Genomic DNA, 26,802 nt, shown 5'->3' with positions numbered 1-26,802 from the left:
CGGATCGGGCCCGTACCCAGGTGATAGTGCTGATGGGGGTGGCTGTTGAAGCTGGTTTCAAGCGCACGCAGGCTGCTCGCGCCTGCCAGGTGGGCGTACACCATGGCCACCAGGTGATCCCAACTGCCAAAGCGCTTGCTGTGCTTGTCGGCGTTTTGTTCGGCGACCAGTCGATCGAAGACGCCGCGAGGTAGCGCTTTTAGAACATCGTGAAAACGGCTTATCCTGAACATCTTGCGGGGGCTGTGAGGTTGAGTTGGCGCTCAACGGTTTAACCCGTGCCTTCAGCCCCCGCAAGCCCTCCAGACTTTCCCCGATAAATATTCCGGACAGTAGTGCGCGTTCGCGGGAATGACGGGGGTCAGGCTGGGTGCAAGGGGACCAAGGTTCACAAGCGATAGCCTCATCCCATATGAAAAATGCCGTTTCCCCCATGGAGAGAAACGGCATTCTTTTCTTAACGCCCGGAATTCCCCGCCATCGCGGGCTCAACGTGGTGCGCTGACACCACCCTGCGACATGCCAAAGAGGAACAACAGCAGATCGTGGTCCGGCCGCGCCGCCTGTTTGGCCTGCACATTCGCCGGCACACGGCAGCTGGCCTGCTCGCCATGGGAGCCGATCACCTCGGGACCCGGCTCATGCCAGGCAGCCGCCGCCAGCGTTGCCACGCCCAAGGCGCCAACGAGGAGCAAACTTCGTGTGATTTCTAGTTTCATGTCTGCAACCCTTTGATGGCGCTGCCAAACGCCGCCTCGTAACCATAGACAAAGGCTTGCCACTGCGCTTCCGTCCACGACGAACGGCGTTTCACCTGGCGCAGGTCGTGGCGGGCCGCGCGGCGGGCGCTGAAGCGCTGGCGGGCTTTTTCCATGTCGATCAGGGCGACGTCGATCTGCTCGCCCTCGACCTTGACGAAGACATGCTTGAGGTACAGGCAGCCATGCTGCCAGCGGCCCAGGTTGAGCCTGGCGAGGGTCTTGCCGTACTGCTGCAGGATGCGCTGGTGCACGGCCTCGCCCCAGCGCTCGTGGTCGCCGCGGGCGTAGCAGTCTTCCAGGCTCGAATAGCCGTCCAGCGACTCGGTGACCAGCAGCGCCTGCCATTCGCCGTCCACCTTGCGGCAGCCGGCGTAGACCAGGGTCGGCACCTTGACGCCCAGGCTCGCGGCGGCCTGCAGCGCATCGCGCTCGCGGATGGCGGTCGGGTAGCCGAAGGGGTGCAGCAGGTCGCGGTAGATATGCCCGACCTGCTGCTTGCGATAGAGCAGGCGGCCATCGTCGGTCAGCACGCGCTGGACCCCGCTTTCGCCGCCCCGCCGCCGATTCGGCTCCTCTACCCATTTGCCGGGAATCTGCAACCAGCGATCGATGGCATCTTCACCGGAAATTCGCTGCAGAGCTGCCAAATCAGCGCCCATCATTACTCCTTACGCAGAATGTAGACCCGCCACATGTGCACCAGCGGGACGAAATCGATATGGTCCTGCACCGAGAAACCGGCCTGGCGGAACTCCTCCTCGATGCTGCGGGCAGGAATCACGAAGCGGTTCTGGTACGCGTGCTTCTTGCGCCCTTCCTCGGCGCGACGACGTTTCCAGGCCTTGAAGTTGCCGTCGACCCACAGCGAGAGGATCACGCTGTCGCGGGTCACGCGGTGGAACTCGCGCAGCATGGTCATGCGGTCGCTCGGTTCACCGATGTGGTGCATCAGGCGCATGCTGAAAATGCTGTCGACGGCGTTGTCCGGCAAATCGATGGCGAACGCCGAAGTCTGCAAAGGTCGCACGCGTTTGACAACCTCCTCCGGCTGGCCGGCGCAGGCCACGGCGATCATGTCGGCGGAATTGTCCGCGCCGATGATCACCCGGTTGTCCTTCTCGGCCAACATCGGCCAGAAGCGACCGGCGCCGCACGGCAGGTCCAGCACCAGGTTCGGCTGGCCGGCCAGCTTGAGCGCCTGGCGGGCGATCTGGACATCGCGCCAATGGGAAAGTTTCCGGGACAGCCCACTGCGATGCTTGCGCAGGTAGCGCTCGGCATGCTGACGGTCGTATTTCTGGGAAAACTCGAGCTCGACGGGCTTGTCGCTCATGATGGGGTTCCTGCTCATTTTTTATACGAAACTAAGGGTGATTCTGTATCCATGCGGTCATGCGCATGTGAAAAATTCGTCAAGGCTCGCCCACCAGGCGAACCTCGAAACGGCATCCGTGCGGTTGCGCCGGCGTGAGGCCGACTTCCCAGCCTTCCGCCGCGCAGATCCGCTTCACCAGCGAAAGGCCCAGGCCAAGGCCCTCGCCGCGCTGTTGCGGGCCGCGGACGAAGGGCTGGAACATGCGTTCGCGCTGTTCCTCGGGGATGCCCTGACCGCTGTCCTCGACGACGAAACCGCTGTCGGTCAATTGCAAGCGGATATGTCCGGCGTCCGTGTAGTGCATGGCGTTGCGCAACAGGTTGCTCATCACCGAGCGCAGGAAAGCCGCGTTGTATTCCTCCGGCGGCACTCCCCGCACCTCGTAGATCAGCTGCAGCCCCTTGGCCTCGATGGGCCCGCGCCATTGCCCGGCCAGGTCGTCGGCGATGCGCTGCAGGCCGGCCCGCGGGGCGATGTCCAGTTCCTTGGTGCGCGAGCGCGCCAGCATCAGGAAGGTCTGTACCAGGTCGCGCATTTCCTCGCTGGCGGTAGTGATCCGCGCCAGCTGGGTGCGCGCCTTCGGGCTCAGGCCCGGCTCCTCGGCAAGCAGCTCGCTGCTGGTGGCGATCACCATCAGCGGCGTGCGCAGCTCGTGGCTGACGTCGCTGGTGAACAGCTTCTCGCGGGTCAGCACCTGGTGCAGTTGGCCGATCGCATAGTCGAAGGCCTCGGCCAGTTCGCCGACCTCGTCGTGGGCGTAGTCCGGCGCCAGCGGCGGCGCCAGGTCCAGCAACTGGTCGCGGTGGCGCACCTGGCGCGCCAGGCGCACCACCGGCTCCATCACCTTGCGCGAGAGCAGCCAGCCGAGCAGGCCGGCCAGCGCCAGGCTGAGCACGTAGCCGGTCACCACGGCGGCGTACAGCACCTGCTCGCGCGCCTCGAAATCGCTCTGGTCCTGCAGCAGCACGTAGCGGCGGCCGTCGGTGTCGCGCACCAGCGCGTGGAACGACAGCTCGCCGTCGAACACTTCGTGGAAGCCCGACTCCAGGCGCCGCAGCGCCGGCGGCATGGCATAGATGCCGACGCCATCGCTGACGAAGAAGCGCATGCCCGGGTCCAGCCGCGGGCCCCTGCCGCTGTGCAGGTCCTCGTTGATGATGCGGTCCAGTTCGCCGCCCAGGTCACGGGAGATCAGGCGTTCCTCGACCACGTGCACCACGCCGACGATGCTCAGCGAAAACAGGCCGCCGACCAGCGCGGTCATGAACACGAAGGCAAAGACGATCCGGCGGGAAAGGCTCTGCCTATACTCCATTCGTTTCCTCCGCCAGGCGGTAGCCGACACCGTGGACGGTGTGCAGCAACGGCAGGGCGAAAGGCTTGTCGATCACCTGGCGCAGTTGATGGACGTGGCTGCGCAGGCTGTCGCTGTCCGGGCAGTCGTCGCCCCAGACGGCCTCCTCGAGCACGTCGCGGCGCACCACGTGGGGGCTCTTCTGCATCAGCACGGCCAGCAGCTTGAGGCCGATGGGGTTGAGCTTGAGCGCCTTGCCGGCGCGGTTCACTTCCAGGGTGTCGAGGTTGTAGCTCAGGTCCGCCACCTGCAGCTCGCGGCGGCCGCCGCCCTGGGTCCGGCGCAGCACCGCCTCGATGCGCGCGGCCAGCTCCGACAGGGCGAAGGGCTTGAGCAGGTAGTCGTCGGCGCCGGAGCGGAAGCCTTGCAGGCGGTCATCCAGTTGGTCGCGGGCGGTCAGCATGATCACCGGGGTGTCGCGCCGCGCGTCTTCGCGCAGGCGCCGGCACAGGGTGAAACCGTCCAGGCCGGGCAGCATCACGTCCAGGACGATCAGGTCGTAGTGCGCGGTGGCCGCCAGGTGCAGGCCGGACAGGCCGTCCTGCGCGCAATCCACCGTGTAACCCTTGAGCCCCAGGTAATCCGCCATATTGGCCAGGATGTCCCGGTTGTCTTCCACCAACAGAATCCGCATGTTCCTCTCCGCTTTGCAGGGCACCCTAGACTAGCTCGCTTAATTGGAACTTAAGCGTCTTTGACGTTTTTTTCACAAAGCGCCAGGCCGCGCCAGCCGGGGCGTGAAGGGGATCGCGGGAGAGGTGTCGCGAAGAGTCGCGGGGGCGAACTCGCAGCGCCCCCGCGGCGGTTCATCTGCCTATCAGCCAGTTGCCGGTGAACAGGCCGAGCAGGGTCATCGCCAGGGAGCCGCAGACATGCACGGCGACCGCGCCCATGGCCCAGGCCAGGCGGCCTTCCTGCAGCAGGGTGACGACCTCGGCGGAGAAGGTCGAGAAGGTGGTCAGGCCGCCGCAGAAGCCGGTGATGATCAGCAGCCGCCACTCCGGGGCGATGCCCTGGGCGCTGGCGAAGTAGGCGACGGCGACGCCGATGATGTAGCCGCCGATCAGGTTGGCGGCCAGGGTGCCGGGAGGGACGTTGGGCATCAGGCTGTTCAGCTTGAGGCCGAGGTACCAGCGCAGCAACGCGCCGATGGCGGCGCCGAGGGCGATGGCGAGAACGGGTTTCCACATGATCCTGTCCTTGAGGGGCTTTCGGACAGGCCGCAGGCGAACGCCTACGCGCCTGGTCCAGGTGAATGCGTAGGCATCATCAGCCACGGGGGGCGGTTGAAGGAGGAATGCCATCTCCTGCGCGGCACATCTTGGCACAAAGGGCCGGAAACGAAAAAGCCCCGCCGAAGCGGGGCTTTTTCTCAGCCTGGGGCCGGGTGACTAAGAACCTATCTACGATCTGCTGCGCGTCGGCATAACTGCGTTAAAAACAGACGAGTGATGCTCATTTAGCGGACTAAACTCGAACGCGAGCCCGGTGCTTCCCTCGCCTGTTTTGACTCGCTGCGCTCGCCCTTCGGGCCAGCCTTCGGCTGTTACTCCCGTTGGTCGTTGCGCCTTGTTCTGCTCTAGCTCGCGAGATCGTAAACAGGCTCTTACATCATGCCGCCCATGCCACCCATGCCACCCATGTCCGGCATGGCCGGAGCGGCCTTGTCGTCCACCACTTCGGCAACCATGGCCTCGGTGGTGATCATCAGGCCGCCGATGGAGGCAGCGGCCTGCAGGGCCGAACGGGTGACCTTGGCCGGGTCCAGGATGCCCATCTCGATCATGTCGCCGTAGACACCGGTAGCGGCGTTGAAGCCGAAGTTGCCGGAGCCTTGCTTGACCTTGTCGACCACCACGCTCGGCTCGTCACCGGCGTTGGCGACGATCTGGCGCAGCGGGGATTCGACGGCGCGGCGCAGCAGGGCGATGCCGACGTTCTGGTCTTCGTTGTCGCCCTTCAGGCCTTCGATGGCCTGCAGTGCGCGCACCAGGGCCACGCCACCGCCGGGGACCACGCCCTCTTCCACCGCAGCGCGGGTAGCGTGCAGGGCGTCTTCGACGCGGGCTTTCTTCTCTTTCATCTCGACTTCGGTGGCAGCGCCGACCTTGATCACGGCAACACCGCCGGCCAGCTTGGCCAGGCGCTCTTGCAGCTTCTCGCGGTCGTAGTCCGAGGAGGTCTCTTCGACCTGCTTGCGGATCTGGGCGACGCGGGCCTCGATGTCGGCCTGGGCGCCGGCGCCGTCGATGATGGTGGTGTTTTCCTTGTTGATGGAAACGCGCTTGGCGTTACCCAGGTGCTCCAGGGTGGCACCTTCCAGGCTCAGACCGACTTCTTCGGAGATGACGGTACCGCCGGTCAGGACGGCGATGTCCTGCAGCATGGCCTTGCGGCGATCGCCGAAGCCCGGGGCCTTGACGGCGGCGACCTTGACGATACCGCGCATGTTGTTGACCACCAGGGTGGCCAGGGCTTCGCCCTCGACGTCCTCGGCGACGATCAGCAGCGGACGGCCGGCCTTGGCGACGGCTTCCAGCACCGGCAGCATTTCGCGGATGTTGGAGATCTTCTTGTCGACCAGCAGCAGCAGCGGGTTTTCCAGCTCGGCCACCATGGTGTCCGGCTTGTTGATGAAGTAGGGCGACAGGTAGCCGCGGTCGAACTGCATGCCTTCTACGACGGACAGTTCGTTTTCCAGGCCCGAGCCTTCTTCGACGGTGATGACACCTTCTTTACCGACCTTGTCCATGGCTTCGGCGATGATCTGGCCGATGGATTCGTCGGAGTTGGCGGAGATGGTGCCGACCTGGGCGATGGCCTTGGAGTCGGTGCACGGCTTGGCCAGGTCTTTCAGCTGGGCGACGATGGCGATGGTGGCCTTGTCGATGCCGCGCTTCAGGTCCATCGGGTTCATGCCGGCGGCAACGGCCTTCAGGCCTTCGTTGACGATGGCCTGGGCCAGGACGGTGGCGGTGGTGGTGCCGTCACCGGCGGCGTCGTTGGCCTTGGAGGCAACGTCTTTCACCAGTTGGGCGCCCATGTTCTCGAACTTGTCCTTCAGTTCGATTTCCTTGGCAACGGACACGCCATCCTTGGTGATGGTCGGTGCGCCGAAGGACTTGTCCAGGACGACGTTACGGCCTTTCGGGCCGAGGGTGGCCTTGACGGCATCGGCCAGCACGTTCACGCCGACCAGCATTTTCTTGCGAGCGGAATCGCCGAATTTGACTTCTTTAGCAGCCATGTTCTGTTTCCTCTAAATCGAATTCAGTGGGGTTGGGGCGGACTGATCAGTCTTCCAGGACGGCGAGGATCTCGGACTCGCCCATCACCAGCAGTTCTTCGCCGTCGACCTTGATGGCGTTGCTGCCCGAGTAGGGGCCGAACACCACCTTGTCACCCACTTTCACTGCCAGAGCGCGAACTTCGCCGTTGTCCAGCACGCGGCCGGCACCGACGGCGACCACTTCGCCACGGTTCGGCTTCTCGGCGGCGGAACCCGGCAGCACGATGCCGCCTGCGGTCTTGGTTTCTTCCTCGCTGCGACGGATGACGACGCGATCATGCAGAGGACGAAGCTTCATAGTCGTAACTCTCCCAAACAGTGGTTTACAACGGCCGGATCAGTGTCCGGCAGGTTTTGTTGAAGCCGGCTTCGCCGGTTTGCGGCCCGACGGGCGAGCCGCGTAAGACAGCCTGTCCGAATGACAGGGACCTTGCGGTGCCTGCTACATGAGGTCGTCGTGGGGCATTTCAAGGCCGTGAAGAAAAAATTTTCAGCGCAGGCGATCGTTGTCGCGGCGTTCGAACTCGCCCTCGATCACGTTCGGCCCTTGCGGGCCGCGGGATTGCGCCGACGGGTCGCCGGCGAAGGCGCGGCGCCGCTCTTCCTGCTCGCGCATGCGCCGGCGCAGGCCGCCCAGCAGCAGGCTGCGGGTGAACGGCAGCAGGCAGAGCAGGCCGAAGACGTCGCTGATGAAGCCCGGCAGCATCAGCAGGGCGCCACCGACAGCGATCAGCAGGCCCTCGAGCATTTCCTGCTCGGGCATCTCGCCGCGGGCCAGGCGCTCGCGGGCGCGCCACAGGGTGGCCAGGCCGGCCACGCGCAGCAGCGCCGCGCCGAGGAAGGCGCTGGCGACCAGCAGCAGCAGGGTCCAGCCCACGCCGATGACGCTGCCGACCTTGATCAGCACGGCCAGTTCGATCAGCGGGAAGAGCAGCAGGAAGAACAGGGTAACTCGCATTTCAGGGGTCCTTGGCGGGGCGTCGGCCCGGATATTCAGTAGTTGGCGCCGACACCCGCCTATTTCAAGCCTGGATCACCTCGGTACCCGGCCAGGCCTGCGCCCGCGCCAGTTGCACCAGCGCCTGGCGAACCTCGCCGGGGTTGGCGCAGGGCGCCGGGAACGGCAGCCAGTGGAGGATGGAGCCGACGCGCAGGTGGAAACCTTCCGTATCGATTCCCACCAGCTCCGGGCCCTCGCCCACCGGCAGGCCGGCCAGCTCCAGGTAATGCGCGATGGCGTTGGCGTGGTCCTGGTTCATGTGCCCGACCATGCCCCGCTCCACCTCGCCGACGAAGGGGTTGGCCAGCGGCACGCTGTCGGCGCCCAGCCAGTGGATGTCGCCGAAGCCGCCGATGAAGCGCCACTGCACCGGCTGCAGCACCCAGAAGTCGAAGTCGTGGGCCGTATGGTAGTCGCGCGAGCCGGGGAAGAAACGGTAGTAGCGCTCCGCCGCGGCCTCGATCTCCTCGACATCCTCCAGTTGCCGGGCCTCGGCCAGCAGGGTCAGGCGGCCGGCGGCCTGGATGTCGTCGGCGCCGCGCTCGCCGACCAGCAGCGAGCACTTGGCGTCGGCCTGCAGGTTGTGGGTGTGCTGGGCGATCCGGCTGATCAGGATCAGCGGCCGGCCGGCGCCGTCCAGGCAGTATGGAACCACCGAGCCGAAGGGATAGCCCGGCCACTTCTTCGACTGGGTGGAAAGCACTGCCCGGTATTCCTTGAGCAGCAATTCTCGGGCATTCTTGGCAGCTTTCACGCTCACCTTATGACTCCTCGCTAAGAATCCGTCGCAAACGGACGGGCACAGAAAATTCGTTCACCGTTGCCGGCGAGGCCAATCACCAGACATTGCCGTGGGGATTCCAACCATGCAATTGCAAGACAAGGTCATCATCATCACCGGCGGCGGCCAGGGCCTGGGCCGCGCCATGGGCGAGTTCCTCGCCGCCAAGGGAGCGAAACTGGCGCTGGTCGACCTGAACCAGGAGAAACTGGACGAGGCCGTCGCCGCCTGCAAGGCCGCCGGCGGCGACGCCCGCGCCTACCTGTGCAACGTGGCCAACGAGGAACAGGTTAGCCACATGGTGGCCCAGGTGGCCAGCGACTTCGGCGCCATCAACGGCCTGGTGAACAACGCCGGCATCCTGCGCGACGGCCTGACCATCAAGGTCAAGGACGGCCAGCTGAGCAAGATGAGCCTGGCCCAGTGGCAGGCGGTGATCGACGTCAACCTGACCGGCGTGTTCCTCTGCACCCGCGAAGTGGCGGCGAAGATGATCGAGCTGGACAACAAGGGCGCGATCGTCAACATCTCCTCCATCTCCCGCGCCGGCAACATGGGCCAGGCCAACTACTCCGCGGCCAAGGCCGGCGTCGCAGCCGACACCGTGGTCTGGGCCAAGGAACTGGCGCGCTACGGCATCCGCGTGGCCGGTGTGGCGCCGGGCTTCATCGAGACCGACATGGTCGCCAGCATGAAGCCCGAGGCCCTGGAGAAGATGACCAGCGGCATCCCGCTCAAGCGCCTGGGCCGCCCGGACGAGATCGCCCACTCGGTGGCCTACATCCTCGAGAACGACTACTACACCGGCCGCGTGCTGGAGCTGGATGGCGGGTTGCGTCTGTGATTCCGTCGCGCTGACGAAAAAGCCCCGCTGATGCGGGGCTTTTTTGTTTGGGGTGCTTTTTTGTAGGAGCGAGCTTGCTCGCGAACAGGGCTTCCGGGGACTTTGGCGCCAAGACTGAGAGCACCCTCTCCCTAACCCTCTCCCTGAAGGGAGAGGGAACCGTTGGGCAGATGCTGATAGTTCGGCGTTAGCCGGCTAGCACAGTGATTACCGACTGAAACCATACCTTCTCTCGGCACGGACAACCCCCCTCTCCCTTCAGGGCGGGGCGCGCAGCCGAGGGCTGGGGAGAGGGCGCTCTAGAACCCAACACCGCAGCCGCCGGCGAGCCCCTTTCGCGAGCAAGCTCGCTCCTACGAAAAGCCTGCCTACCACCCCACCCCGATCCCCAGCGTATAGCGCCGCTGGTTCACCCCGCCGTCCTCGGCGCTCAGGCGGTCCCACTCGCCCTTCAGGCTCAGGGCCGCCCAGGAGGTCAGCTTGTAGCGGACGCCCGCCTCGCTCTCCACCTCGTAGTCCACCTTCGAAGACAGCGGCTTGCCCACCTCGCCGTTGGTGAAGATCTCGAACTGCTTGGCGAACAGGTAGCGGTTGTAGTCCCACTTCACGCTCGCCGAATAAAAGTGGTCCTTCTCGCCGCCGACGAAGTCGTAGTCGTTGCGGTTGACCAGGGTGGCCAGGGAGAAGGCGCCCAGCTCGTTGTCCCAGAACTGGTAGCCGGGGCCGGTACCGACGGTGCGCTTCTTCTCCAGGTCCTCGACCCAGTCGCGCTTGTATTCCACCTTGCCCTGCCAGAACCAGTGCTCGTCCAGGAAGCGGTCCAGGGCGTATTCGGCGGAATAGTTGTTGACGCTGACCGAGTCGTCCTTCTTCTCGCGGTTGTACTCGCCCTGCAGGTTGTGCCGCCACATGCCGTGGCGGGCGTTGGTCTTGAAGTCGACGTCGTAGTCCTCGACGTCGTTCTCGGCCATGGTGTGGTCGACGGAGAAGTCCACCTGGCCCTTCCATACCCAGTCCTGCAGCAGCGGGCGCGGCGGCACTATCTGCTCGATGCTGGCCAGCGGTATCGTCTCCTCGGCGCCGTTGACCAGGGTGACCTTGCCCGGCTCGGCGGCCTTCAGGCCCTTGGAGTGCTCGCCGGTGGCATCCTCGTCGTGCTTGACCAGCAGGTTCTGCTCGGTCTGCAGGGTGGCGATCTTGTCGCCGGTCAGGGTGACCTCGCCGGCATAGTCGGTGGCCAGCACCAGGCGGCCCCCGTCGTAGAGCTTGATCTTGCCGGTCAGCCGGTCACCGTTCTTCAACCAGACGGTATCGGCCAGGGAAGTCAGGGGAGCGGCGGCGACGGCAAGGCACAGCAGGGTTCTCGACAGCATGAGCGGCATTCAATTCGGATGGCTGGAAAAAAAGCCGGGCATTATCCGCATACCCGACACCAGAGCAACGACTGACCGGGGCCCATGCAGGGAGTTCAACTGGATGGATGAAGGGTACCTCCTGCATCATTGCCCCGACGGTGCCTGGCGATATGCTGTCGACCTGGCCCGCAGCCATCGGAAAGCCGCCCCATGCCTTCGAGAAAACCGCCCGCCCCCGCCCCTGAAAATGTCGCCGACCTCGGCCTGGAAAGCCTGCAGGTGCGCCGCGAAGCCATCTACCTGGCGCTGTCCCAGGTGCCCGAAGGTTACGTGGTGAGCTACGGCGAGCTGGCCCGCATGGCCGGCCTGGGCCGCGCAGCGCGCCTGGTGGGCCGCGTGCTCAGCCAGTTGCCGGAGGGCTCGCGCCTGCCCTGGCACCGGGTGATCGCCGCCGGCGGGCGCATCAGCCTGCCGCTGGGCAGCCCGGGCGGCGACGAACAACGGGCACGATTGCGCGCCGAGGGAGTCCGAATCCACAACGATCGGGTGGACATACGTCGGCATGGCTGGCTTCACGCCGGGCTCTGCTAGTAGAGTTCGCGATAATTTTTTGCGTGCTGGAAACCTTTCATGAAGAAGCACTCCTGGCGAGAGGCACTGGTTGCCTACAAGTCTCCCGCCAGTCTCGCGCTGTTGCTGCTCGGCTTCGCCGCCGGGCTGCCGACGATGCTGGTCTTCACCACCCTCTCGGTGTGGCTGCGCGAAGCCGGCGTGGCGCGGGAAACCATCGGCTTCGCCAGTTGGCTGGGGCTGGTCTACGCGTTCAAGTGGGTGTGGTCGCCGATGCTCGACCAGTGGCGCCTGCCCGTCGTCGGCCGGCTCGGCCGGCGCCGCTCGTGGCTGGTGTTCTCCCAGGCGCTGATCGCCATCGGCCTGCTCGGCATGGCCCTGTGCAACCCGCAGAGCCACCTGCCGTGGCTGATCGGCCTGGCCCTGGTGGTGGCCTTCGCCTCGGCCACCCAGGACATCGCCATCGACGCCTACCGCCTGGAGATCGCCGAGAACACCCGCCAGGCTGCCCTGGCCGCCTGCTACATGACCGGCTACCGCGGCGCCGTGCTGCTGGCCAGCGCCGGCGCGCTGTTCCTCGCCGAATGGCTGGGCTCCAGCAGCCTGCACTACAGCCAGGCGGCCTGGGGCCTGACCTACGCGCTGTTCGCCCTGCTGATCCTCCCCGGCCTGGTCACCAGCCTGCTGATCCGCGAGCCCGAGGTGAACGTCCAGCCGCAGGCGGTGGGCAACTCCGCCTACGCCTTCAACCACCAGCTGCTCTCGGTGCTGCAGCTGCTGGTGCTGCTGATCTCGGTGCCGGCCATGCTCACCGCGCTGACCAACCAGGCCTGGCCGCGGGCGGCGCTCTACGCCCTGTTCATCGTCCTCTGCCTGAGCCCGCGCGGACGCAAGCAGATCCGCCCGGTGCGCGAGTTGCTCTCGCGGGTGCGCCGGCCGCTGCTGATCGCCGCCCACGGCAAGGGCGTGCCGCAGTTCGACTTCGTCCACCAGGCGGTGTCGGTGATAGTGCTGATCATCCTGCTGGTGACCGGCACCGCCATGACCAGCTCCGCGGGCGCCGGCAAATGGTGGCTGGCGAGCCTCTACCTGCTGATCGCCCTGAGCTGCCTCTCGGCCCCCGGCCGCCTGCTGATGGCGCCGGTGCTCACGCCCATCACCGAGTTCATCCGCCGCTACCGCTGGCAGGCGCTGCTGCTGCTCGGGCTGATCTCCACCTACCGGCTCTCCGACACCGTGATGGGGGTGATGGCCGGGGTGTTCTACATCGACATGGGCTTCTCCAAGGAAGTGATCGCCACCGTCAGCAAGCTGTTCGGGGTGATCATGACCCTGGTCGGCGCGGCGGCCGGCGGCCTGCTCATCGCCCGCTTCAGCATCCTGCCGATCCTGTTCATCGCCGGCGCCGCCTCGGCCGGCACCAACCTGCTGTTCGCCATGCTCGCGCACATGGGGCCGATCACCGACCCGAGCGTGATCAGCGAAGACGTCTTCACCCTGCTGCGCGAATTCGAGCCCCACGTCAGCATGTTCGTGCTGACCATCATGCTAGACAACTTCAGCGGCGGCCTGGCGGCCTCGGCCTTCGTCGCCTACCTGTCGAGCCTGACCAACCTGAAGTTCTCCGCCACCCAGTACGCCATGCTCAGCTCCACCATGCTGCTGCTGCCGCGCTTCATCGGCGGCTACTCGGGCAAGATGGTCGAGCACATGGGCTACGAGCATTTCTTCTTCGTCACCGCTGTGCTCGGCATCCCCACCCTGCTGCTGATCGGCTGGCTATGGATGCGCCGCGACAAGGGCATGCCCGACGGCGTGCCGAGCGAGCCGGAAGAACCGGTAGCCACGCGGCACAGCGCCGAGCGCAGCGGCTGAGCTGCCTTGGGCGGGCCCTACCCGCGATTCGCGCGCAGGGCGCGCTCCTACAGGGGAATCTGCACCGAGGCGCCTTCGTAGGATGGGTTGAGCTTGCGAAACCCATGCGGTCATGGCGATGGGTATCGCTTCGCTCCACCCATCCTACGCCAGAATTCTCCCTCGACCTGTAGGAGCGGGCCCTGCCCGCGATTGCGCCGGCAAAGCCGGCGCAGAAACGAAAAAGGCCGGCATATCGCCGGCCTTTTCCATGGACTCGCCCTTATTCGGCCAAGGCTTCTTCCTCGGAGCCCCTGACCACCCGCACCACCCGGCTCGGCAGGGCCAGGTCGATGCCGCGGTCGCGCAGGCACAGGCGCACCTGCTCGTTGAGCATGAAGGTCACCGCGCCGAAATCGGCGTTGGCGGTCCACAGGCGCAGCGACAAGGTCACCGAGTTCTCGCCCAGGGCCGAGACCACCACCACCGGCGCCGGGTTCTTGAGCACGCGCGGGTCCTGGGCCAGTTCCAGGAGGATGCCACGGGCCGCGTCCAGGTCGGCGTCGAAGGCCAGCTTGATGTCGAAGATCACCTGGCGCGTGGCCTGGCTCGAGACGTTGGTGATGATGCCGTTGGACAGCGCGCCGTTGGGCATGATGACCGTGCGGTTGTCGCCGGTGCGCAGCACGGTGTGGAAGATCTGGATGCTGTCCACGGTGCCGGAGACGCCCTGCGCCTCGATGGCATCGCCGACCTTGAACGGACGGAACAGCAGGATCAGCACGCCGCCGGCGAAGTTCGACAGGCTGCCCTGCAGGGCCAGGCCGATGGCCAGGCCGGCGGCGCCGATGGCGGCGACGAAGCTGGTGGTCTGGATGCCGATCATCGAGGCCACGCTGACCACCAGGAGGATCTTCAGCGCCACGTTCACCAGGCTGCCGATGAAGCCCTGGAGAGTCTTGTCCACCCGCTGGCTGGCCATCAGCCCGCCCACCCGGCGGGTCAGCAGGTTGATCAGCCACCAGCCGATCAGCAGGGTGATCAGCGCCAGCACGGCGTTGCCCAGGTAAGTCAGCACCACCGGCATCCAGGCCTCTGCGCTCCGTACTAGCTGGTCGTAATTCATGTCCATGGAATGGGGCCCCCTTGGTTTTCGATTATTAGAAATACGAACGCCATGGCGAACCATGGCGATCGGTATTCGCCGAGCGGCGCTCTATTTGCGACGCCGCCCGGACAACGAGGTTCCGCTCAATCGCGGAAGTTGTTGAACTGCACCGGCATGCCCAGGGACTCGCCGCGCAGCATGGCGATCACTTCCTGCAGGTCGTCGCGCTTCTTGCCGGTGACGCGCACCTGCTCGCCCTGGATGGCGGCCTGGACCTTCATCTTGCGGTCCTTGATCAGGCCGACGATCTTCTTCGCCAGGTCCTTGTCGATGCCCTCGCGGAAGTTCACTTCCTGCTTGACCACCTTGCCCGAGGGGTAGGCGTCCTTGAGCTCCATGCACTGGATGTCGATCTTGCGCTTGATCAGGTTGCTGCGCAGGATGTCGAGCATCTGCTCCAGCATGAAATCGGCCTCGGCGGTCAAGGTAACCGACTTGTCCTTGGGCTCGAAGCTGCACTTGCCCTTGAGGTCGAAGCGGCGCTCGAGCTCCTTGCCGGCGTTGTCCAGGGCGTTGGTCAGTTCGTGCTTGTCCAGTTCGGACACCACGTCGAACGAAGGCATGTCATCTCTCCAGATGGACGGCGCGATCCGGTTCACACTCGGGCACGCGCCTGGCTTGACGGTAAAAATGCGCGCTCATTATAACTGAGCCACAAGCACGCGCCCGGCCCAGAACCGGCGAATCCCCGCCTCCTCCGAGTTCCCTGCCCCATGCCAACCAACCATCTGAGCATCCTGGTGGTCGACGACGCGAAATTCTCCAGCGCCATGATCGGCCGGGCGCTGAGCCAGGCCGGCTACCAGAACGTGCGCTTCGCCAGCAGCGCCAGCGAGGCCCTGCAACTGCTGGAACGGGAACCGGTGAGCGTGCTCCTGGCCGACTGGCTGATGCCGGAGATGGACGGCCTGGAGCTCACCGCGCGGGTACGCCAGCTGGACGAAAGCGGCGACCACTACACCTACATCATGCTGCTCACCGGCAAGGAGGGCGACAACGCCCTGGCCGAGGCCTTCGACCGCGGCGTGGACGACTTCGTCAGCAAGACGGCGATGAGCGAGCAACTGGTGCCGCGGGTGCTGGCCGCCGACCGCCTGTGCAACACCCTGCAGCGCCTGCTGGTGGAGAACCGCCTGCTCACCGAGAACATCAACCGCCTGGAAGAGCGCAACCTGGTGGACGCCGCCACCGGCCTGGGCAACCTGCGCTACCTGCGGCAGAAGCTCGCCGACAGCATTCGCCAGGTGGAATCCCGCGGCGGCGCGGTGTGCTACCTGCTGATCGGCATTCCCGTCCTGCTGGAGCAGGACGGCCAGCATTTCCCCGGCTTCCACCAGGAGCTGCTGCACGGCATCGGCCGGCGCCTGCAGCAACTGGTGCGGCCGCTGGACGTGCTGACACGCATCGACGAACAGCACTTCGGCCTCATCACCCTGATCGACGACCTCCAGGAATGCTCGCCGAGCAGCTTCCGCCGCCTGCACGAAGGGCTCAACCTCAAGGCCTTCAAGACCAGCCGCGGCTTCGTCAGCCTGAAGGCCGGCATCGGCCTGGTGGGGCTGGACGCCAAGTCCCTGCCGCTGCAGGCCGAAGAGGTGATGGAACAGGCCCGCCAGCTGCTGCCCGACGCCTATGCCAGCGGGCGAATCAACGCCAGCCGGCTGCCCGGGGTGCGCTAGACTTCGCTGTACGCCCATCGACACGCGAAGCCCACCATGAACTGGACCATCCTCGGCGCCGGCAGCCTCGGCAGCCTCTGGGCCGCCCGCCTGGCCCGCGCCGGCCTGCCCGTGCAGCTGCTGCTGCGTGACCGCCAGCGCCTGGCGGCGTACCGCGCCCGCGGCGGCCTCACCCTCTGCGAGGACGGCCGCGAGAGCCTCTACCCGATCCCCGCGGAAACCGCCGGGCACCTGAACGCCCCGATCCAGCGCCTGCTCCTGGCCAGCAAGGCCTACGACGCCGAGGAAGCCGCCGCCAGCGTGGCCGCGCACCTGGCGCCCGGCGCCGAGATCATCCTCCTGCAGAACGGCCTGGGCAGCCAGCAGGCGGTGGCTGCGCACCTGCCGCGGGCACGCTGCCTGTACGCCTCCAGCACCGAAGGGGCGTTCCGCGACGGCGACTTCCGCGTGGTCTTCGCCGGCCGCGGGCAGACCTGGCTCGGCGACGAGCGCGGCGGCCCGGCGCCGGCCTGGCTGGACGACCTGCCCCGCGCCGACATCCCCGTGCAGTGGAGCGGCGACATCCTCGAACGGCTGTGGCGCAAGCTGGCGCTGAACTGCGCGATCAACCCGCTGAGCGTGCTGCACCACTGCCGCAACGGCGAACTGGCCGGCCATGCCGAGGAAGTCGCCGGCCTGTGCGATGAACTCGGCCAACTGCTCCACGCCTGCGGCTACGACACGGCAGCGCGGGAGCTGCAGGGCGAAGTGGAACGGGTGATCGCCGCCACCGCGGCCAACTATTCCTCCATGTACCAGGACGTGGCCAACGGGCGGCGCACCGAAATCGCCTACCTGCTCGGCCATGCCTGCGCCGAGGGCCTGCGCCGCCACCTGGCGCTGCCTGGGCTGAACGCCCTGCACCGGCGCCTGCGCGACGCGCTGCGCCAACGCGGATTGCCCGAGGCCTGAGCGGCGGGCTAACCTGCCCGCCCCCGCTTTCGATCGCCGAGCCCCTATGCCGTCCTTCATCAACCTGCGCCAGCGCCTGGAAAACCTGCCGGTCGGCCAGAAGATCCTCGCCGCCCTGCTGGTGCTGCTGGCCACCGTGTTGCTGGCGGCCAACCTGGCGTTCATCAGCGCGGCCTACTGGATCTCCCAGGACAGCGTGGCGCCCCAGGCCCTGCAGACCATCGGCCGGCTGATCGCCAACCCGGCGCTCAGCTACCCGGCGCTGAGTTCCCCGGAGCAGGCCGATACCCTGCTGCACCAGCTCGACGACTACCAGCCGTTGCGCGCCGCCGCGCTCTACGACGCCAACGGCACGCGCATCGCCCAGTCGCCGCGGGAAGGCTCGCTGCCCAGGCACCTGGAGGATCTGGAACGCTGGCGCGCCCACGAATACCGCCTCAACGCCCTGTTCGAACTGCCGCAGCCCGGCGGGCGCAACGGCTACCTGCTGCTGGTGGCCAGCAGCGAGCTGCCCGGCGCCTTCTACACCGGCACGCTGACCGCCAGCCTGGCGATCCTGGCCGTGAGCGTGCTGCTGTGGATGCTGATCGCCCGGCAGATCCGCCGCCTGATCACCCGGCCGATCCGCAGCCTGGAAGAGCTGTCGCGCCAGGTCACCCGCGAGGAGAACTACTCGCTGCGCGCCGAACGCGGCAATGCCGACGAGATCGGCCGCCTGTCCGACGCCTTCAACACCATGCTCACCCGCATCGAGGCCCGCGAGCAGCAGCTCAAGCGTGCCCGCGACGACGCCCAGGACGCCATGGCCCAGGCCCAGGACCTGGCCGAGGAAACCCGCCGCTCCAACCGCAAGCTGGAACTGGAAGTGCAGGTGCGCAGCAAGATCGAGAAGAAGCTCACCGGTTTCCAGCACTACCTCAACAGCATCATCGACTCCATGCCCTCGGCGCTGATCGCGGTGGACGAGCAGCTCTACGTCACCCAGTGGAACCAGGAGGCCAGCCGGCTTTCCGGCACCAGCCTGGACGACGCGGTGAACCAGCCGGTGTTCCTCGCCTTCCCTTCGCTCAAGCCCTTCCTCCTGCAGCTGACCCGCGCCGCCGAGCAGCACAAGGTGGAGCGCGTGGAGCGCGTCACCTGGGCATTGATCGACTCGCCACGGCACTACGCCCTGACCTTCTACCCGCTGATGGGCGGCACCGGCCGCGGCGCGGTGATCCGCATCGACGACATCACCGAGCGCCTGGGCATGGAAGAACTGATGGTGCAGTCAGAGAAGATGCTCTCGGTGGGCGGCCTGGCCGCCGGCATGGCCCACGAGATCAACAACCCGCTGGGGGCCATCCTGCACAACGTGCAGAACATTCGCCGGCGGCTGTCGCCGGAACTGCCGAAGAACCTGGAAGTGGCGGCCGAGGTGGGCGTCGCCCTGGACGACCTCAACCACTACCTGGAGGCGCGGGAGATTCCCAAGCTGATGGACGGCATCCAGTACGCCGGCTCGCGCGCCGCCAAGATCGTCACCCACATGCTCGCCTTCAGCCGCCGCAGCCACCGGCAGATGGCTCCCTGCGAACTGCCCTCGCTGATCGAGCAGGCGGTGGAGATCGCCGGCAACGACTTCGACCTGGCCGGCGGCTTCGACTTCAAGTCGCTGGAGATCGTCCACGAGTTCGATCCGCGCCTGGGCCCGGTGCCGGTCATCGCCAACGAATTCGAGCAGGTGCTGCTCAACCTGCTGAAGAACGCTGCCCAGGCCATCCACCTGCGCGACGACGAAGAGGAAGGCGAGCACGGCCGCATCGTCCTGCGCACCCGGCTCAACCCGCCGTGGGCGGAAGTGCAGGTGGAAGACAACGGCTGCGGCATGCCGGAGACGGTGCGCAAGCGCATCTTCGAGCCCTTCTTCACCACCAAGGAAGTGGGCCAGGGCACCGGCCTGGGCCTGTCGGTGTCGTATTTCATCATCACCAACAACCATAAGGGGCAGATGGAAGTGCAATCGGAACTCGGCCAGGGCACCTGCTTCACCCTGCGCCTGCCGCTGGGCGACGAGCCCGTGGCGCCGGTGGCGCTGCCGCCCCCGCAGAACAAGGAGCTCTGAGGCATGGGCTATCGCCTGTCGAAGATCTACACCCGCACGGGCGACGCCGGCGAGACCGGCCTGGCCGACGGCAGCCGGGTGCCGAAACACCACCCGCGGATCGAAGCCATCGGCTGCGTGGACGAGCTGAACAGCCAGCTGGGGCTGCTGCTGGCCGACCTGCAGGAAGCCCGCAGCGCCGCGCTGGACCAGTTGCTGACGGTGCTGGCGCCGGTGCAACACCGCCTGTTCGACCTCGGCGGCGAACTGGCGATGCCGGAATACCGCGCCCTGGACGACCACGAGGTGGCGCGCCTGGAGCAGGCCATCGACGCCTGGAACGAGGAACTGGAACCGCTGAAGGACTTCATCCTCCCCGGCGGCTCCCGGCTGGTGGCGCAGATCCACGTATGCCGCGCCCTGGCGCGCAAGGCCGAGCGCCGCTGCCAGCAGCTCAACGCCGAGGAGCCGCTGGAAGGCGCCGGGCTGCGCTACCTGAACCGGCTGTCGGACCTGCTGTTCGTGGCGGCCCGCATGGCCGCCAAGCGCCAGGGCGTCGCCGAAGTGCTGTGGAAGGCGGCGGAAAAGCCCGCCTGAAACAAACTGTAGGAGCGGGCCCTGCCCGCGATTCGCGCGCAGGGCGCGCTCCTACAATGGGAATGGCATGAGTGGGGCAGCGTAGGAGCGGATCTCATCCGCGAATCGCGCCGATACCTCCGGCTATCGCGGACAGAGTCCGCTCCTACGGGGAAACGCCATGCCTCACGGCGAAACTGTAGGAGCGGGCCTTGCCCGCGAATCGCGCGCAGGGCGCGCTCCTACAATGGGAATGGCATGGGTGGGGCAGCGTAGGAGCGGATCTCATCCGCGATCCGCGCCGATACGTCCGGCTATCGCGGACAAGGTCCGCTCCTACGTTGCTGGGGAGCACGGCTTTTCGTAGGAGCGAGCTTGCTCGCGAACAGGAACCGCTACGGGGCTCATTCGCGAGCAAGCTCGCTCCTACGAAGAGCACCTCGGTACGGCCTGGCTGCTCCGGCCTACGCCCCGGCCTTCGGCCAGAGCGCGCGGATGCCCGCCACGCCCTGGGCGCCTATCTGCCAGGCGCGTTCCAGGTCCTGCGGGCCCAGGCCGCCGAGCAGGAATACCGGCTGGTTGAAGCCTTCCACCAATTTCTGCGCCACGTCCCAACCCATTGCCGGTTCGCCCGGATGGCTCTCGGTCGGCTGCACCGGCGACAGGGTGACGAAGTCCACGCCCATCGCGCTGGCCAGCGCCAGCTCCTCAGCGCCGTGGCAAGACGCCGCCAGCAGGCGCTCCTGGGGGAACGGGCGGCCGTTGGGGGCGTACTTGCGCAGTTGCTCGGCGGTCAGGTGCCAGCCGGCGGCGGGGAAGTCGCCCAGCCATTCCAGCGGACCCTTGAGCATCAGTTGCGCCTTGCCCGCGCACAGCCCGACGGCGTCCACCGCCATGTCGCGGTACTCCGGGCTGTACATGTTCGGCGCGCGCAGCTGGATCAGGCGTACGCCCCCGGCCACAGCGGCGCGGATGCCTTGCAGGACTTCCTGCGGCTCCAGCCCGTCGGGTGTGATCAGGTAGCGCTCGGGCAGCCGCGCGGCCTGCACGATGGGCCGGTTGGCGGCGGGGAATTCGTAGTCAGGCAGCTCCCGGGGAGCCACCCAGGCCAGCGGCTGGCCCTCGGCGCCATGGGGTTCGCCGGAGAACGCCGAGACCTCCCAGACGTCCAGCAGCACCTGCTTGTCCGGGTAGTCGTGGGCCACGCGGATCAGCGGCCGGGCGCGCTCGACGCGGATGCCCAGCTCCTCTTCCAGCTCGCGGGCCAGCGCGGCCTGCACCGGCTCGCCCTCCTCCACCTTGCCGCCGGGGAATTCCCACAGGCCGCCCTGGTGCTTGTCGTCCGGGCGCCGGGCGATCAGCACGCGGCCATCGGCGCCACGGATCACGGCGGCGGCGACATGTACTCGTTTCACAGCATTACTCCTCGTCGGTTGCCGGCGCTCAGGGGCGCTCGGCCAGCGCGGCCTGCAGCCAGGGCTGGAAGGCCGCCCACTGGTAGATGGTGTCCACGTAGGCCTTGGCCAGCGGCGGCAGCTCCACGGCGTAGCTGCGCAGGCGCGTGGCCACCGGCGCGTAGAAGGCGTCGGCGATGCTGGCGTGGCCGAACAGGAACGGCCCGTCCTGGCCGAAGCCCTGGCGGCACAGGGTCCACAGCTCGACGACGCGGGCGATGTCGGTTTCCACTTCGGGCGGCACCTTGGCCAGCGGCTTGTGCCGCTGCAGGTCCATGGGCATGTGCGAGCGCAGGGCGAGGAAGCCGCTGTGCATCTCCGCGCAGATCGACCGCGCCAGCGCCCGGGCCGCCTCGCCGCGCGGCCACAGGTGCGCCTCGGGGAAGCGTTCGGCCAGGTATTCGGCGATCGCCAGGGAATCCCAGATCACCCCGTCCTCGCACTTGAGCACCGGCACCTTGCCGGTGGGCGAGTGCTCGCGGATGCGCCGCGCGGTGTCGACGCCGCCCAGCGGGATCAGCACTTCTTCGAATTCCGCACCGGTCAGTTGCATGGCCAGCCAGCCACGCAACGACCAGGACGACAGGTTCTTGCTGCCAATGACCAGTTTCATCGCTCGTTCCTCGCGCCGGCTGAAGGCTGAAGGCTGAAGGCGAAGAGCGTATCACCCCGCGCCGGACATCAAGCTCTATCGCTCGTACCTACAGCCTTCAGCCTATAGCCGCTTTCAAGTCCTGTATTCCGCGTTGATCTTCACGTACTCGTGGGACAGGTCGGTGGTCCAGATGGTCTCGCTGCAGTCGCCGCGGCCCAGCTCGATGCGGATGGTGATCTCTTCCTGGGCCATCACCCGCGCGCCCTGGTCCTCGGTGTAGCTGGCGGCGCGGCAGCCGCGGCTGGCGATGCAGACTTCGTCGAGGAAGACGTCGATCCTGCTGACGTCCAGGTTCGGCACGCCGGCGTAGCCGACCGCGGCCAGGATGCGGCCCCAGTTAGGGTCGGAGGCGAACAGCGCGGTCTTGATCAGCGGCGAGTGGGCCACGGCGTAGCCGACGTCCAGGCACTCCTGGTGGGTGCCGCCGCCGTTGACCTGCACGGTGACGAACTTGGTGGCGCCCTCGCCGTCGCGGACGATGGCCTGGGCCAGCTCCATGGACACCTCGATCACCGCCTGCTTCAGGGCGCTGAACAGCGCGCCGCTGGCCTGGGTGATCTCCGGCAGCGCGGCCTGGCCGGTGGCGACCAGAATGCAGCTGTCGTTGGTGGAGGTATCGCCGTCGATGGTGATGCGGTTGAACGACTTGTTCGCCGCGTCGCGCAGCAGGTCCTGCAGCACGCCCTGGGCGACCTTGGCGTCGGTGGCGATGTAGCCGAGCATGGTGGCCATGTTCGGCTTGATCATGCCGGCGCCCTTGCTGATGCCGGTGACGGTGACGGTGACGCCGTCATGCACGAACTGGCGGCTGGCGCCCTTGGGCAGGGTGTCGGTGGTCATGATGCCGGCGGCGGCCTCGGCCCAGTTGTCCGGGCCCAGGGCGGCCAGGGCGGCCGGCAGCGCGGCTTCGATCTTGGCCACCGGCAGCGGCTCGCCGATCACCCCGGTGGAGAACGGCAGCACCTGGCTTTCGTCCACGCCGGCCAGCTCGGCCAGCTTGGCGCACACCGCCGAGGCGTTGGCCAGGCCCGGCTCGCCGGTGCCGGCGTTGGCGTTGCCGGTGTTGGTCACCAGGTAGCGCACCGGCCCGAGGAAGCGCTGCTTGCACAGCAGCACGGGCGCGGCGCAGAAGGCGTTGGTGGTGAACACACCCGCCACGCTGGAGCCTTCGGCGCAGCGCATCACCACGACGTCCTTGCGACCGGGGCGCTTGATGCCGGCGGAAGCGATGCCGAGTTCGAAGCCGGGGACCGGGTGCAGGGTGGAGATGGGGCCGAGACCGACAGCCATGGATGTGCTCCTCAGGAAAAAGGGTGGATCGAATGTGAAAAACGCCGCGAGCGGCAGGGCCGGTCGCGGCGTCGGGGGTTACGACGGCAGGCGGATCAGTTCACCTGGCCGTGGCAATGCTTGTACTTTTTGCCGGAACCGCAGGGGCACAGCTCGTTGCGGCCGATCTTCGGCTCGGCGCGCACCGGCTCCAGCGGCACGACCTGGGCCGGGCCCTGCTCGCCCTCTTCGCCTTCCTCGGCATCGGGGGCCTGGTCGATGGGCGGCGCCTCGGCGTGCTGGAACTGCATGCGCTTGGCCATTTCCTCGGCTTCGCGGCGCAGACGCGCCTCTTCCTCGGCCGGGTCCTCGCGGCGGACCTGGACGAAGGACAGCACGCGGATGGTGTCGCGCTTGATCGAATCCAGCAGTTCCTGGAACAGGTTGAAGGACTCGCGCTTGTACTCCTGCTTCGGGTTCTTCTGCGCGTAGCCGCGCAGGTGGATGCCGTGGCGCAGGTGGTCCATGGTGGACAGGTGGTCCTTCCACAGGTCGTCCAGCACGCGCAGCAGCATCTGCTTCTCGAAGGTGCGCAGGGCCTCGGCGCCGGCCAGATCTTCCTTCTCGTTGTAGGCGGCGACCAGCTCGGCGAGGATCTTCTCGCGCAGGGTCTCCTCGTAAAGCTTCTCGTCGTCGTCCAGCCACTGCTGGACCGGCAGCTTCAGGCCGAAGTCGCTGTACAGCGCGGCTTCCAGGCCGGCGATGTCCCACTGCTCGGGCAGCGACTGCGGCGGGATGTGCTGGCTGATGGTGTTGTTCAGCACTTCCTCGCGGAATTCGGCGATGGTGTCGCCGATGTTCTCCGCGGCCAGCAGGCTGTTGCGCATGTGGTAGATCACCTTGCGCTGCTCGTTGGCCACGTCGTCGAATTCGAGCAGCTGCTTGCGGATGTCGAAGTTGCGGCCTTCGACCTTGCGCTGCGCCTTCTCGATGGCGTTGCTGACCATGCGGTGCTCGATGGCCTCGCCCGGCTGCATGCCCAGGGCCTTCATGAAGTTCTTCACCCGGTCGGAGGCGAAGATGCGCATCAGGTTGTCTTCCAGCGACAGGTAGAAGCGGCTGGAGCCCGGGTCGCCCTGGCGGCCGGAACGGCCCCGCAGCTGGTTGTCGATGCGGCGGGATTCGTGGCGCTCGGAGGCGATCACGTGCAGGCCGCCGGACTCGATCACCTGCTGGTGGCGCTTCTGCCACTCGGCCTTGATCTGGGCGATCTGCTCGTCGCTGGGGTTCTCCAGGCTGGCGATCTCGGCTTCCCAGTTGCCGCCCAGGAGGATGTCGGTACCACGGCCGGCCATGTTGGTGGCGATGGTCACCGAGCCCGGCGCACCGGCCTGCGCGATGATCTCGGCTTCCTTCTCGTGGTACTTGGCGTTGAGCACCTTGTGCTCGATGCCGGCCTGCTCCAGCAGCTTGGACACGTACTCGGAGGTCTCGATGGACGCGGTACCGACCAGGATCGGGCGGCCCAGGGCCTGGCTCTGCTGGATGTCGGTGATGATCGCGGCGTACTTCTCTTCCTGGGTCAGGTAGACCAGGTCGTTGAAGTCCTTCCGCGCGACCGGGCGGTGGGTCGGGATCACCACCACGTCCAGGCCGTAGATCTGGCGGAACTCGAAGGCCTCGGTGTCGGCGGTGCCGGTCATGCCGGACAGCTTGGCGTAGAGGCGGAAGTAGTTCTGGAAGGTGGTGGAGGCCAGGGTCTGGCTCTCGGCCTGGATCGGCAGGTTTTCCTTGGCCTCGATGGCCTGGTGCAGGCCTTCGGAGAGGCGGCGGCCGGGCATGGTGCGGCCGGTGTGCTCGTCGATCAGCAGGACCTGGTCGCCCTGGACGATGTACTCGACGTTGCGGTGGAACAGGGTGTGGGCGCGCAGCGCGGCGTAGACGTGGGTCAGCAGGCTGAGGTTGTGCGCCGAGTAGAGGCTCTCGCCCTCGCCGAGCAGGCCGGCCTGGCTCAGCAGTTCCTCGACGTAGGCGTGGCCCTGCTCGTTGAGTTCGACCTGGCGGGTCTTCTCGTCGATGCTGTAGTGGCCCTGCTGGGTCACCTGGCCCTCGACTTCCTCGATGTGGCGCTTCAGGCGCGGGATCAGCTTGTTGATCTTGATGTACAGCTCGGAGCTGTCTTCGGCCTGGCCGGAGATGATCAGCGGGGTCCGCGCCTCGTCGATGAGGATGGAGTCCACTTCGTCGACCACGGCGAAGTTCAGCTCGCGCTGGAACTTGTCCTGCAGGCTGAAGGCCATGTTGTCGCGCAGGTAGTCGAAGCCGAATTCGTTGTTGGTGCCGTAGGTGATATCCGAGGCGTAGGCCGCGCGCTTCTCCTCCGGCGGCTGGAAGGGCGTGACGATGCCCACGGAGAGGCCGAGGAACTCGTACAGCGGACGCATCCAGTTGGCGTCGCGGCGGGCCAGGTAGTCGTTCACGGTGACCACATGCACGCCCTTGCCGGACAGCGCGTTCAGGTATACCGCCAGGGTGCCCACCAGGGTCTTGCCCTCGCCGGTGCGCATCTCGGCAATCTTGCCCTCGTGCAAGGTCATGCCGCCGATCAGCTGGACGTCGAAGTGGCGCATGCCCATCACCCGCTTGCCCGCCTCGCGGCACACGGCGAAGGCTTCAGGGAGGAGCTCGTCGAGGCTTTCGCCCTTGGCCACGCGCGCCTTGAACTCTTCGGTCTTGGCCTTCAGTTGCTCATCGGAAAGCGCCACCATCTGTGGCTCGAGCGCATTGATGGCCTGGACCTGCTTGGCCATGCGCTTCACTTCACGCTCGTTCTTGCTTCCAAAGAGTTTTTTCAACAAAGGCGCAAACATATCGACTGGGTCATCCGAACTTGGGGAATGGAGGGCTGCCCGACTGGCTGGCCGCGGCTTGCATCGACGGCAAAGGGGGCATTCTACTCGGAAACGTGCACGAAAGAAGTGCCCAGGTCATGCCGGGGACTTTCCATGCGCGCACATTGCCCGGCAGGAACTCGGGGGAGGACTGGCAGTCCGCCTGCTTTATATTGTGTCGCACCGGCAAAGTTCAAGGCTCGGCGCCGACGGGCGTCGGCGCGACGGCCTGCGATGACCGCATTCTGATACCATCGGCGCTCAACAACCCCGGAATTTTCACCATGGCGTTCCGCCCGCTGCCCGCACAGGCCACCACCAAGCTGCTGCGCGAAGCCAAGCCGCTGCAGTCGCTGTTCAACGAGGCCCAGCGCCTCGCCCAGCTGCAGCAGTTGCTCGACAGCCAGCTGCAGCCGGCCGCGCGCCCGCACTGCCGGGTCGCCTCCTGGCGCGGCGGCAACCTGCTACTGGTGCTCACCGACGCACACTGGGCCACACGCCTGCGCTACCAGCAGAAGCGCCTGCTGCGCCAGCTGCAGATGTTCGACGAGTTCGCCGGGCTGCAGCACATCCTGTTCAAGGTCCAGCCCCAGGTCGAGCGCCAGGCGCCGGTGCGCACCCACCAGCTCTCCCCCGCCGCCGCCGAGGCTCTGCAGGAAGCCGCCGAGGGCATCGCCAACCCGCGCCTGCGCGCGGCGCTGGAACGCCTGGCCAGCCGCAGCCGCCCGCGCGAAGACTGAACCGCTCGCCTACCACTGGTCCTTTCGCGCCCCTCGTCGGCTCTTGCCGATGAACTCGTGAGAACTTTCCCCCTCCAAACTCCAAGCCTCCTGCCCGCGCCATTTCGCGCGCATAAAAAAAGGCCACCCGAGGGTGGCCTTCAATATGTACAG

Annotated in this window: 26 protein-coding genes and 1 riboswitch; of the genes, 8 read left to right on the top strand and 18 right to left on the bottom strand. The window is 66.7% G+C overall.

Features of this window, described 5'->3' with window-relative positions; translation table 11 throughout:
• The 11 genes from BM060_RS05015 to BM060_RS04965 form a co-directional block, all read right to left on the bottom strand.
• Positions 1-233: DUF4372 domain-containing protein (locus BM060_RS05015; protein WP_143096584.1), on the bottom strand; the 233-nt coding region annotated here is incomplete at its 3' end.
• A 255-nt stretch (positions 234-488) separates the two neighbouring features.
• Complete coding sequence (locus BM060_RS05010; RefSeq protein WP_009617982.1) at positions 489-719, bottom strand: hypothetical protein; 231 nt, start codon at positions 717-719, stop codon at positions 489-491.
• The gene (locus BM060_RS05005) at positions 716-1,420 is read right to left on the bottom strand and encodes a lipopolysaccharide kinase InaA family protein (RefSeq protein WP_074977817.1); all 705 of its coding nucleotides are present in this window, start codon (positions 1,418-1,420) and stop codon (positions 716-718) included. Before BM060_RS05005 ends, BM060_RS05010 begins: the two co-directional genes overlap by 4 nt.
• A gap of 2 nt (positions 1,421-1,422) precedes the next feature.
• Entirely contained in the window at positions 1,423-2,094 is a 672-nt protein-coding gene (locus BM060_RS05000; protein WP_009617980.1) for a class I SAM-dependent methyltransferase, read from the bottom strand.
• A 79-nt stretch (positions 2,095-2,173) separates the two neighbouring features.
• Complete coding sequence (locus BM060_RS04995; protein WP_074977814.1) at positions 2,174-3,451, bottom strand: sensor histidine kinase; 1,278 nt, start codon at positions 3,449-3,451, stop codon at positions 2,174-2,176.
• Positions 3,441-4,124 (bottom strand): response regulator transcription factor, encoded by a 684-nt coding sequence (locus BM060_RS04990; protein WP_009617976.1) that lies wholly within the window; start codon positions 4,122-4,124, stop codon positions 3,441-3,443. The genes BM060_RS04995 and BM060_RS04990 overlap by 11 nt, the downstream gene beginning before the upstream one ends.
• A 172-nt stretch (positions 4,125-4,296) precedes the next feature.
• Positions 4,297-4,680 (bottom strand): fluoride efflux transporter CrcB, encoded by a 384-nt coding sequence (crcB, locus tag BM060_RS04985; RefSeq protein WP_074977812.1) that lies wholly within the window; start codon positions 4,678-4,680, stop codon positions 4,297-4,299.
• A 63-nt stretch (positions 4,681-4,743) separates the two neighbouring features.
• Positions 4,744-4,807, bottom strand: a riboswitch (Fluoride riboswitch).
• A gap of 289 nt (positions 4,808-5,096) precedes the next feature.
• A complete protein-coding gene (groL, locus tag BM060_RS04980; RefSeq protein WP_074977810.1) occupies positions 5,097-6,737 on the bottom strand; it encodes a chaperonin GroEL in 1,641 nt (546 codons plus the stop codon).
• Positions 6,738-6,783: 46 nt separating this feature from the next.
• A complete protein-coding gene (locus BM060_RS04975) occupies positions 6,784-7,077 on the bottom strand; it encodes a co-chaperone GroES (RefSeq protein ID WP_009617968.1) in 294 nt (97 codons plus the stop codon).
• A gap of 192 nt (positions 7,078-7,269) precedes the next feature.
• Positions 7,270-7,737 (bottom strand): FxsA family protein, encoded by a 468-nt coding sequence (locus BM060_RS04970; protein WP_074977807.1) that lies wholly within the window; start codon positions 7,735-7,737, stop codon positions 7,270-7,272.
• 64 nt (positions 7,738-7,801) lie between these two features.
• The gene (locus tag BM060_RS04965; RefSeq protein WP_074977804.1) at positions 7,802-8,539 is read right to left on the bottom strand and encodes a HugZ family pyridoxamine 5'-phosphate oxidase; all 738 of its coding nucleotides are present in this window, start codon (positions 8,537-8,539) and stop codon (positions 7,802-7,804) included.
• Positions 8,540-8,645: 106 nt separating this feature from the next.
• Between BM060_RS04965 and BM060_RS04960 the strand changes: the two genes are divergently transcribed.
• Entirely contained in the window at positions 8,646-9,404 is a 759-nt protein-coding gene (locus BM060_RS04960) for an SDR family oxidoreductase (protein ID WP_074977803.1), read from the top strand.
• Positions 9,405-9,772: 368 nt separating this feature from the next.
• On the opposite strand, the gene BM060_RS04955 is transcribed toward BM060_RS04960, so the two are convergent.
• On the bottom strand, positions 9,773-10,777 hold the full coding sequence (locus BM060_RS04955) for a DUF481 domain-containing protein (RefSeq protein WP_064582111.1): 1,005 nt from the start codon (positions 10,775-10,777) through the stop codon (positions 9,773-9,775).
• A 192-nt stretch (positions 10,778-10,969) separates the two neighbouring features.
• On the opposite strand from BM060_RS04955, the gene BM060_RS04950 reads away from it, so the two are divergent.
• Complete coding sequence (locus BM060_RS04950; protein ID WP_009617955.1) at positions 10,970-11,350, top strand: MGMT family protein; 381 nt, start codon at positions 10,970-10,972, stop codon at positions 11,348-11,350.
• Positions 11,351-11,389: 39 nt separating this feature from the next.
• Positions 11,390-13,204: an MFS transporter AmpG gene (ampG, locus tag BM060_RS04945; RefSeq protein ID WP_074977802.1), complete on the top strand. Its 1,815-nt coding sequence runs from the start codon at positions 11,390-11,392 to the stop codon at positions 13,202-13,204.
• Between the two features lie 262 nt (positions 13,205-13,466).
• On the opposite strand, the gene BM060_RS04940 is transcribed toward ampG, so the two are convergent.
• Positions 13,467-14,315 (bottom strand): mechanosensitive ion channel family protein, encoded by an 849-nt coding sequence (locus tag BM060_RS04940; RefSeq protein ID WP_074977801.1) that lies wholly within the window; start codon positions 14,313-14,315, stop codon positions 13,467-13,469.
• A gap of 119 nt (positions 14,316-14,434) precedes the next feature.
• Complete coding sequence (locus BM060_RS04935) at positions 14,435-14,914, bottom strand: YajQ family cyclic di-GMP-binding protein (protein WP_009617950.1); 480 nt, start codon at positions 14,912-14,914, stop codon at positions 14,435-14,437.
• Between the two features lie 150 nt (positions 14,915-15,064).
• Here BM060_RS04935 and BM060_RS04930 point away from each other — a divergent pair, with 150 nt between their 5' ends.
• Genes BM060_RS04930 through BM060_RS04915 form a run of 4 tightly spaced genes read left to right on the top strand, consistent with a single transcriptional unit; the run spans position 15,065 to position 19,661 of the window.
• Positions 15,065-16,030: a response regulator gene (locus tag BM060_RS04930; protein ID WP_043272385.1), complete on the top strand. Its 966-nt coding sequence runs from the start codon at positions 15,065-15,067 to the stop codon at positions 16,028-16,030.
• A 36-nt stretch (positions 16,031-16,066) separates the two neighbouring features.
• On the top strand, positions 16,067-16,981 hold the full coding sequence (locus BM060_RS04925; protein ID WP_074977799.1) for a putative 2-dehydropantoate 2-reductase: 915 nt from the start codon (positions 16,067-16,069) through the stop codon (positions 16,979-16,981).
• A gap of 58 nt (positions 16,982-17,039) precedes the next feature.
• Positions 17,040-19,085 (top strand): sensor histidine kinase, encoded by a 2,046-nt coding sequence (locus tag BM060_RS04920; RefSeq protein WP_024128173.1) that lies wholly within the window; start codon positions 17,040-17,042, stop codon positions 19,083-19,085.
• A 3-nt stretch (positions 19,086-19,088) separates the two neighbouring features.
• Positions 19,089-19,661 carry a cob(I)yrinic acid a,c-diamide adenosyltransferase gene (locus BM060_RS04915; protein ID WP_074977793.1) on the top strand — a complete coding sequence of 191 codons (573 nt, stop codon included), beginning with the start codon at positions 19,089-19,091 and terminating at the stop codon, positions 19,659-19,661.
• 443 nt (positions 19,662-20,104) lie between these two features.
• On the opposite strand, the gene BM060_RS04910 is transcribed toward BM060_RS04915, so the two are convergent.
• From BM060_RS04910 to secA, 4 genes are all read right to left on the bottom strand, one after another.
• Entirely contained in the window at positions 20,105-21,055 is a 951-nt protein-coding gene (locus tag BM060_RS04910; protein ID WP_074977790.1) for a Nudix family hydrolase, read from the bottom strand.
• Between the two features lie 28 nt (positions 21,056-21,083).
• Positions 21,084-21,707: a glutathione S-transferase family protein gene (locus tag BM060_RS04905; RefSeq protein ID WP_064582104.1), complete on the bottom strand. Its 624-nt coding sequence runs from the start codon at positions 21,705-21,707 to the stop codon at positions 21,084-21,086.
• A 114-nt stretch (positions 21,708-21,821) separates the two neighbouring features.
• Positions 21,822-23,039 carry a bifunctional glutamate N-acetyltransferase/amino-acid acetyltransferase ArgJ gene (gene argJ, locus BM060_RS04900; protein WP_043272380.1) on the bottom strand — a complete coding sequence of 406 codons (1,218 nt, stop codon included), beginning with the start codon at positions 23,037-23,039 and terminating at the stop codon, positions 21,822-21,824.
• A gap of 95 nt (positions 23,040-23,134) precedes the next feature.
• Positions 23,135-25,888, bottom strand: coding sequence for a preprotein translocase subunit SecA (gene secA, locus BM060_RS04895; protein ID WP_074977788.1), 2,754 nt, complete (start codon positions 25,886-25,888; stop codon positions 23,135-23,137).
• Between the two features lie 305 nt (positions 25,889-26,193).
• On the opposite strand from secA, the gene BM060_RS04890 reads away from it, so the two are divergent.
• Positions 26,194-26,649: a DciA family protein gene (locus BM060_RS04890; RefSeq protein WP_009617929.1), complete on the top strand. Its 456-nt coding sequence runs from the start codon at positions 26,194-26,196 to the stop codon at positions 26,647-26,649.
• Positions 26,650-26,802 lie beyond the last annotated feature (153 nt).

The sequence above is a fragment of the Pseudomonas citronellolis genome (assembly GCF_900112375.1).
Lineage (GTDB): Bacteria > Pseudomonadota > Gammaproteobacteria > Pseudomonadales > Pseudomonadaceae > Pseudomonas > Pseudomonas citronellolis.
The sequence above is the reverse complement of the archived record's forward strand: the minus strand, read 5'-3'. Positions and strand labels throughout refer to the sequence as shown.

Coding starts and splice junctions, on each gene's coding strand:
- BM060_RS05010 (WP_009617982.1), bottom strand. CDS start 719: ATGAAACTAGAAATCACACGAAGTTTGCTCCTCGTTGGCGCCTTGGGC.
- BM060_RS05005 (WP_074977817.1), bottom strand. CDS start 1,420: ATGGGCGCTGATTTGGCAGCTCTGCAGCGAATTTCCGGTGAAGATGCC.
- BM060_RS05000 (WP_009617980.1), bottom strand. CDS start 2,094: ATGAGCGACAAGCCCGTCGAGCTCGAGTTTTCCCAGAAATACGACCGT.
- BM060_RS04995 (WP_074977814.1), bottom strand. CDS start 3,451: ATGGAGTATAGGCAGAGCCTTTCCCGCCGGATCGTCTTTGCCTTCGTG.
- BM060_RS04990 (WP_009617976.1), bottom strand. CDS start 4,124: ATGCGGATTCTGTTGGTGGAAGACAACCGGGACATCCTGGCCAATATG.
- crcB (WP_074977812.1), bottom strand. CDS start 4,680: ATGTGGAAACCCGTTCTCGCCATCGCCCTCGGCGCCGCCATCGGCGCG.
- groL (WP_074977810.1), bottom strand. CDS start 6,737: ATGGCTGCTAAAGAAGTCAAATTCGGCGATTCCGCTCGCAAGAAAATG.
- BM060_RS04975 (WP_009617968.1), bottom strand. CDS start 7,077: ATGAAGCTTCGTCCTCTGCATGATCGCGTCGTCATCCGTCGCAGCGAG.
- BM060_RS04970 (WP_074977807.1), bottom strand. CDS start 7,737: ATGCGAGTTACCCTGTTCTTCCTGCTGCTCTTCCCGCTGATCGAACTG.
- BM060_RS04960 (WP_074977803.1), top strand. CDS start 8,646: ATGCAATTGCAAGACAAGGTCATCATCATCACCGGCGGCGGCCAGGGC.
- BM060_RS04955 (WP_064582111.1), bottom strand. CDS start 10,777: ATGCTGTCGAGAACCCTGCTGTGCCTTGCCGTCGCCGCCGCTCCCCTG.
- BM060_RS04950 (WP_009617955.1), top strand. CDS start 10,970: ATGCCTTCGAGAAAACCGCCCGCCCCCGCCCCTGAAAATGTCGCCGAC.
- ampG (WP_074977802.1), top strand. CDS start 11,390: ATGAAGAAGCACTCCTGGCGAGAGGCACTGGTTGCCTACAAGTCTCCC.
- BM060_RS04940 (WP_074977801.1), bottom strand. CDS start 14,315: ATGGACATGAATTACGACCAGCTAGTACGGAGCGCAGAGGCCTGGATG.
- BM060_RS04935 (WP_009617950.1), bottom strand. CDS start 14,914: ATGCCTTCGTTCGACGTGGTGTCCGAACTGGACAAGCACGAACTGACC.
- BM060_RS04930 (WP_043272385.1), top strand. CDS start 15,065: ATGCCAACCAACCATCTGAGCATCCTGGTGGTCGACGACGCGAAATTC.
- BM060_RS04925 (WP_074977799.1), top strand. CDS start 16,067: ATGAACTGGACCATCCTCGGCGCCGGCAGCCTCGGCAGCCTCTGGGCC.
- BM060_RS04915 (WP_074977793.1), top strand. CDS start 19,089: ATGGGCTATCGCCTGTCGAAGATCTACACCCGCACGGGCGACGCCGGC.
- BM060_RS04905 (WP_064582104.1), bottom strand. CDS start 21,707: ATGAAACTGGTCATTGGCAGCAAGAACCTGTCGTCCTGGTCGTTGCGT.
- argJ (WP_043272380.1), bottom strand. CDS start 23,039: ATGGCTGTCGGTCTCGGCCCCATCTCCACCCTGCACCCGGTCCCCGGC.
- secA (WP_074977788.1), bottom strand. CDS start 25,888: ATGTTTGCGCCTTTGTTGAAAAAACTCTTTGGAAGCAAGAACGAGCGT.
- BM060_RS04890 (WP_009617929.1), top strand. CDS start 26,194: ATGGCGTTCCGCCCGCTGCCCGCACAGGCCACCACCAAGCTGCTGCGC.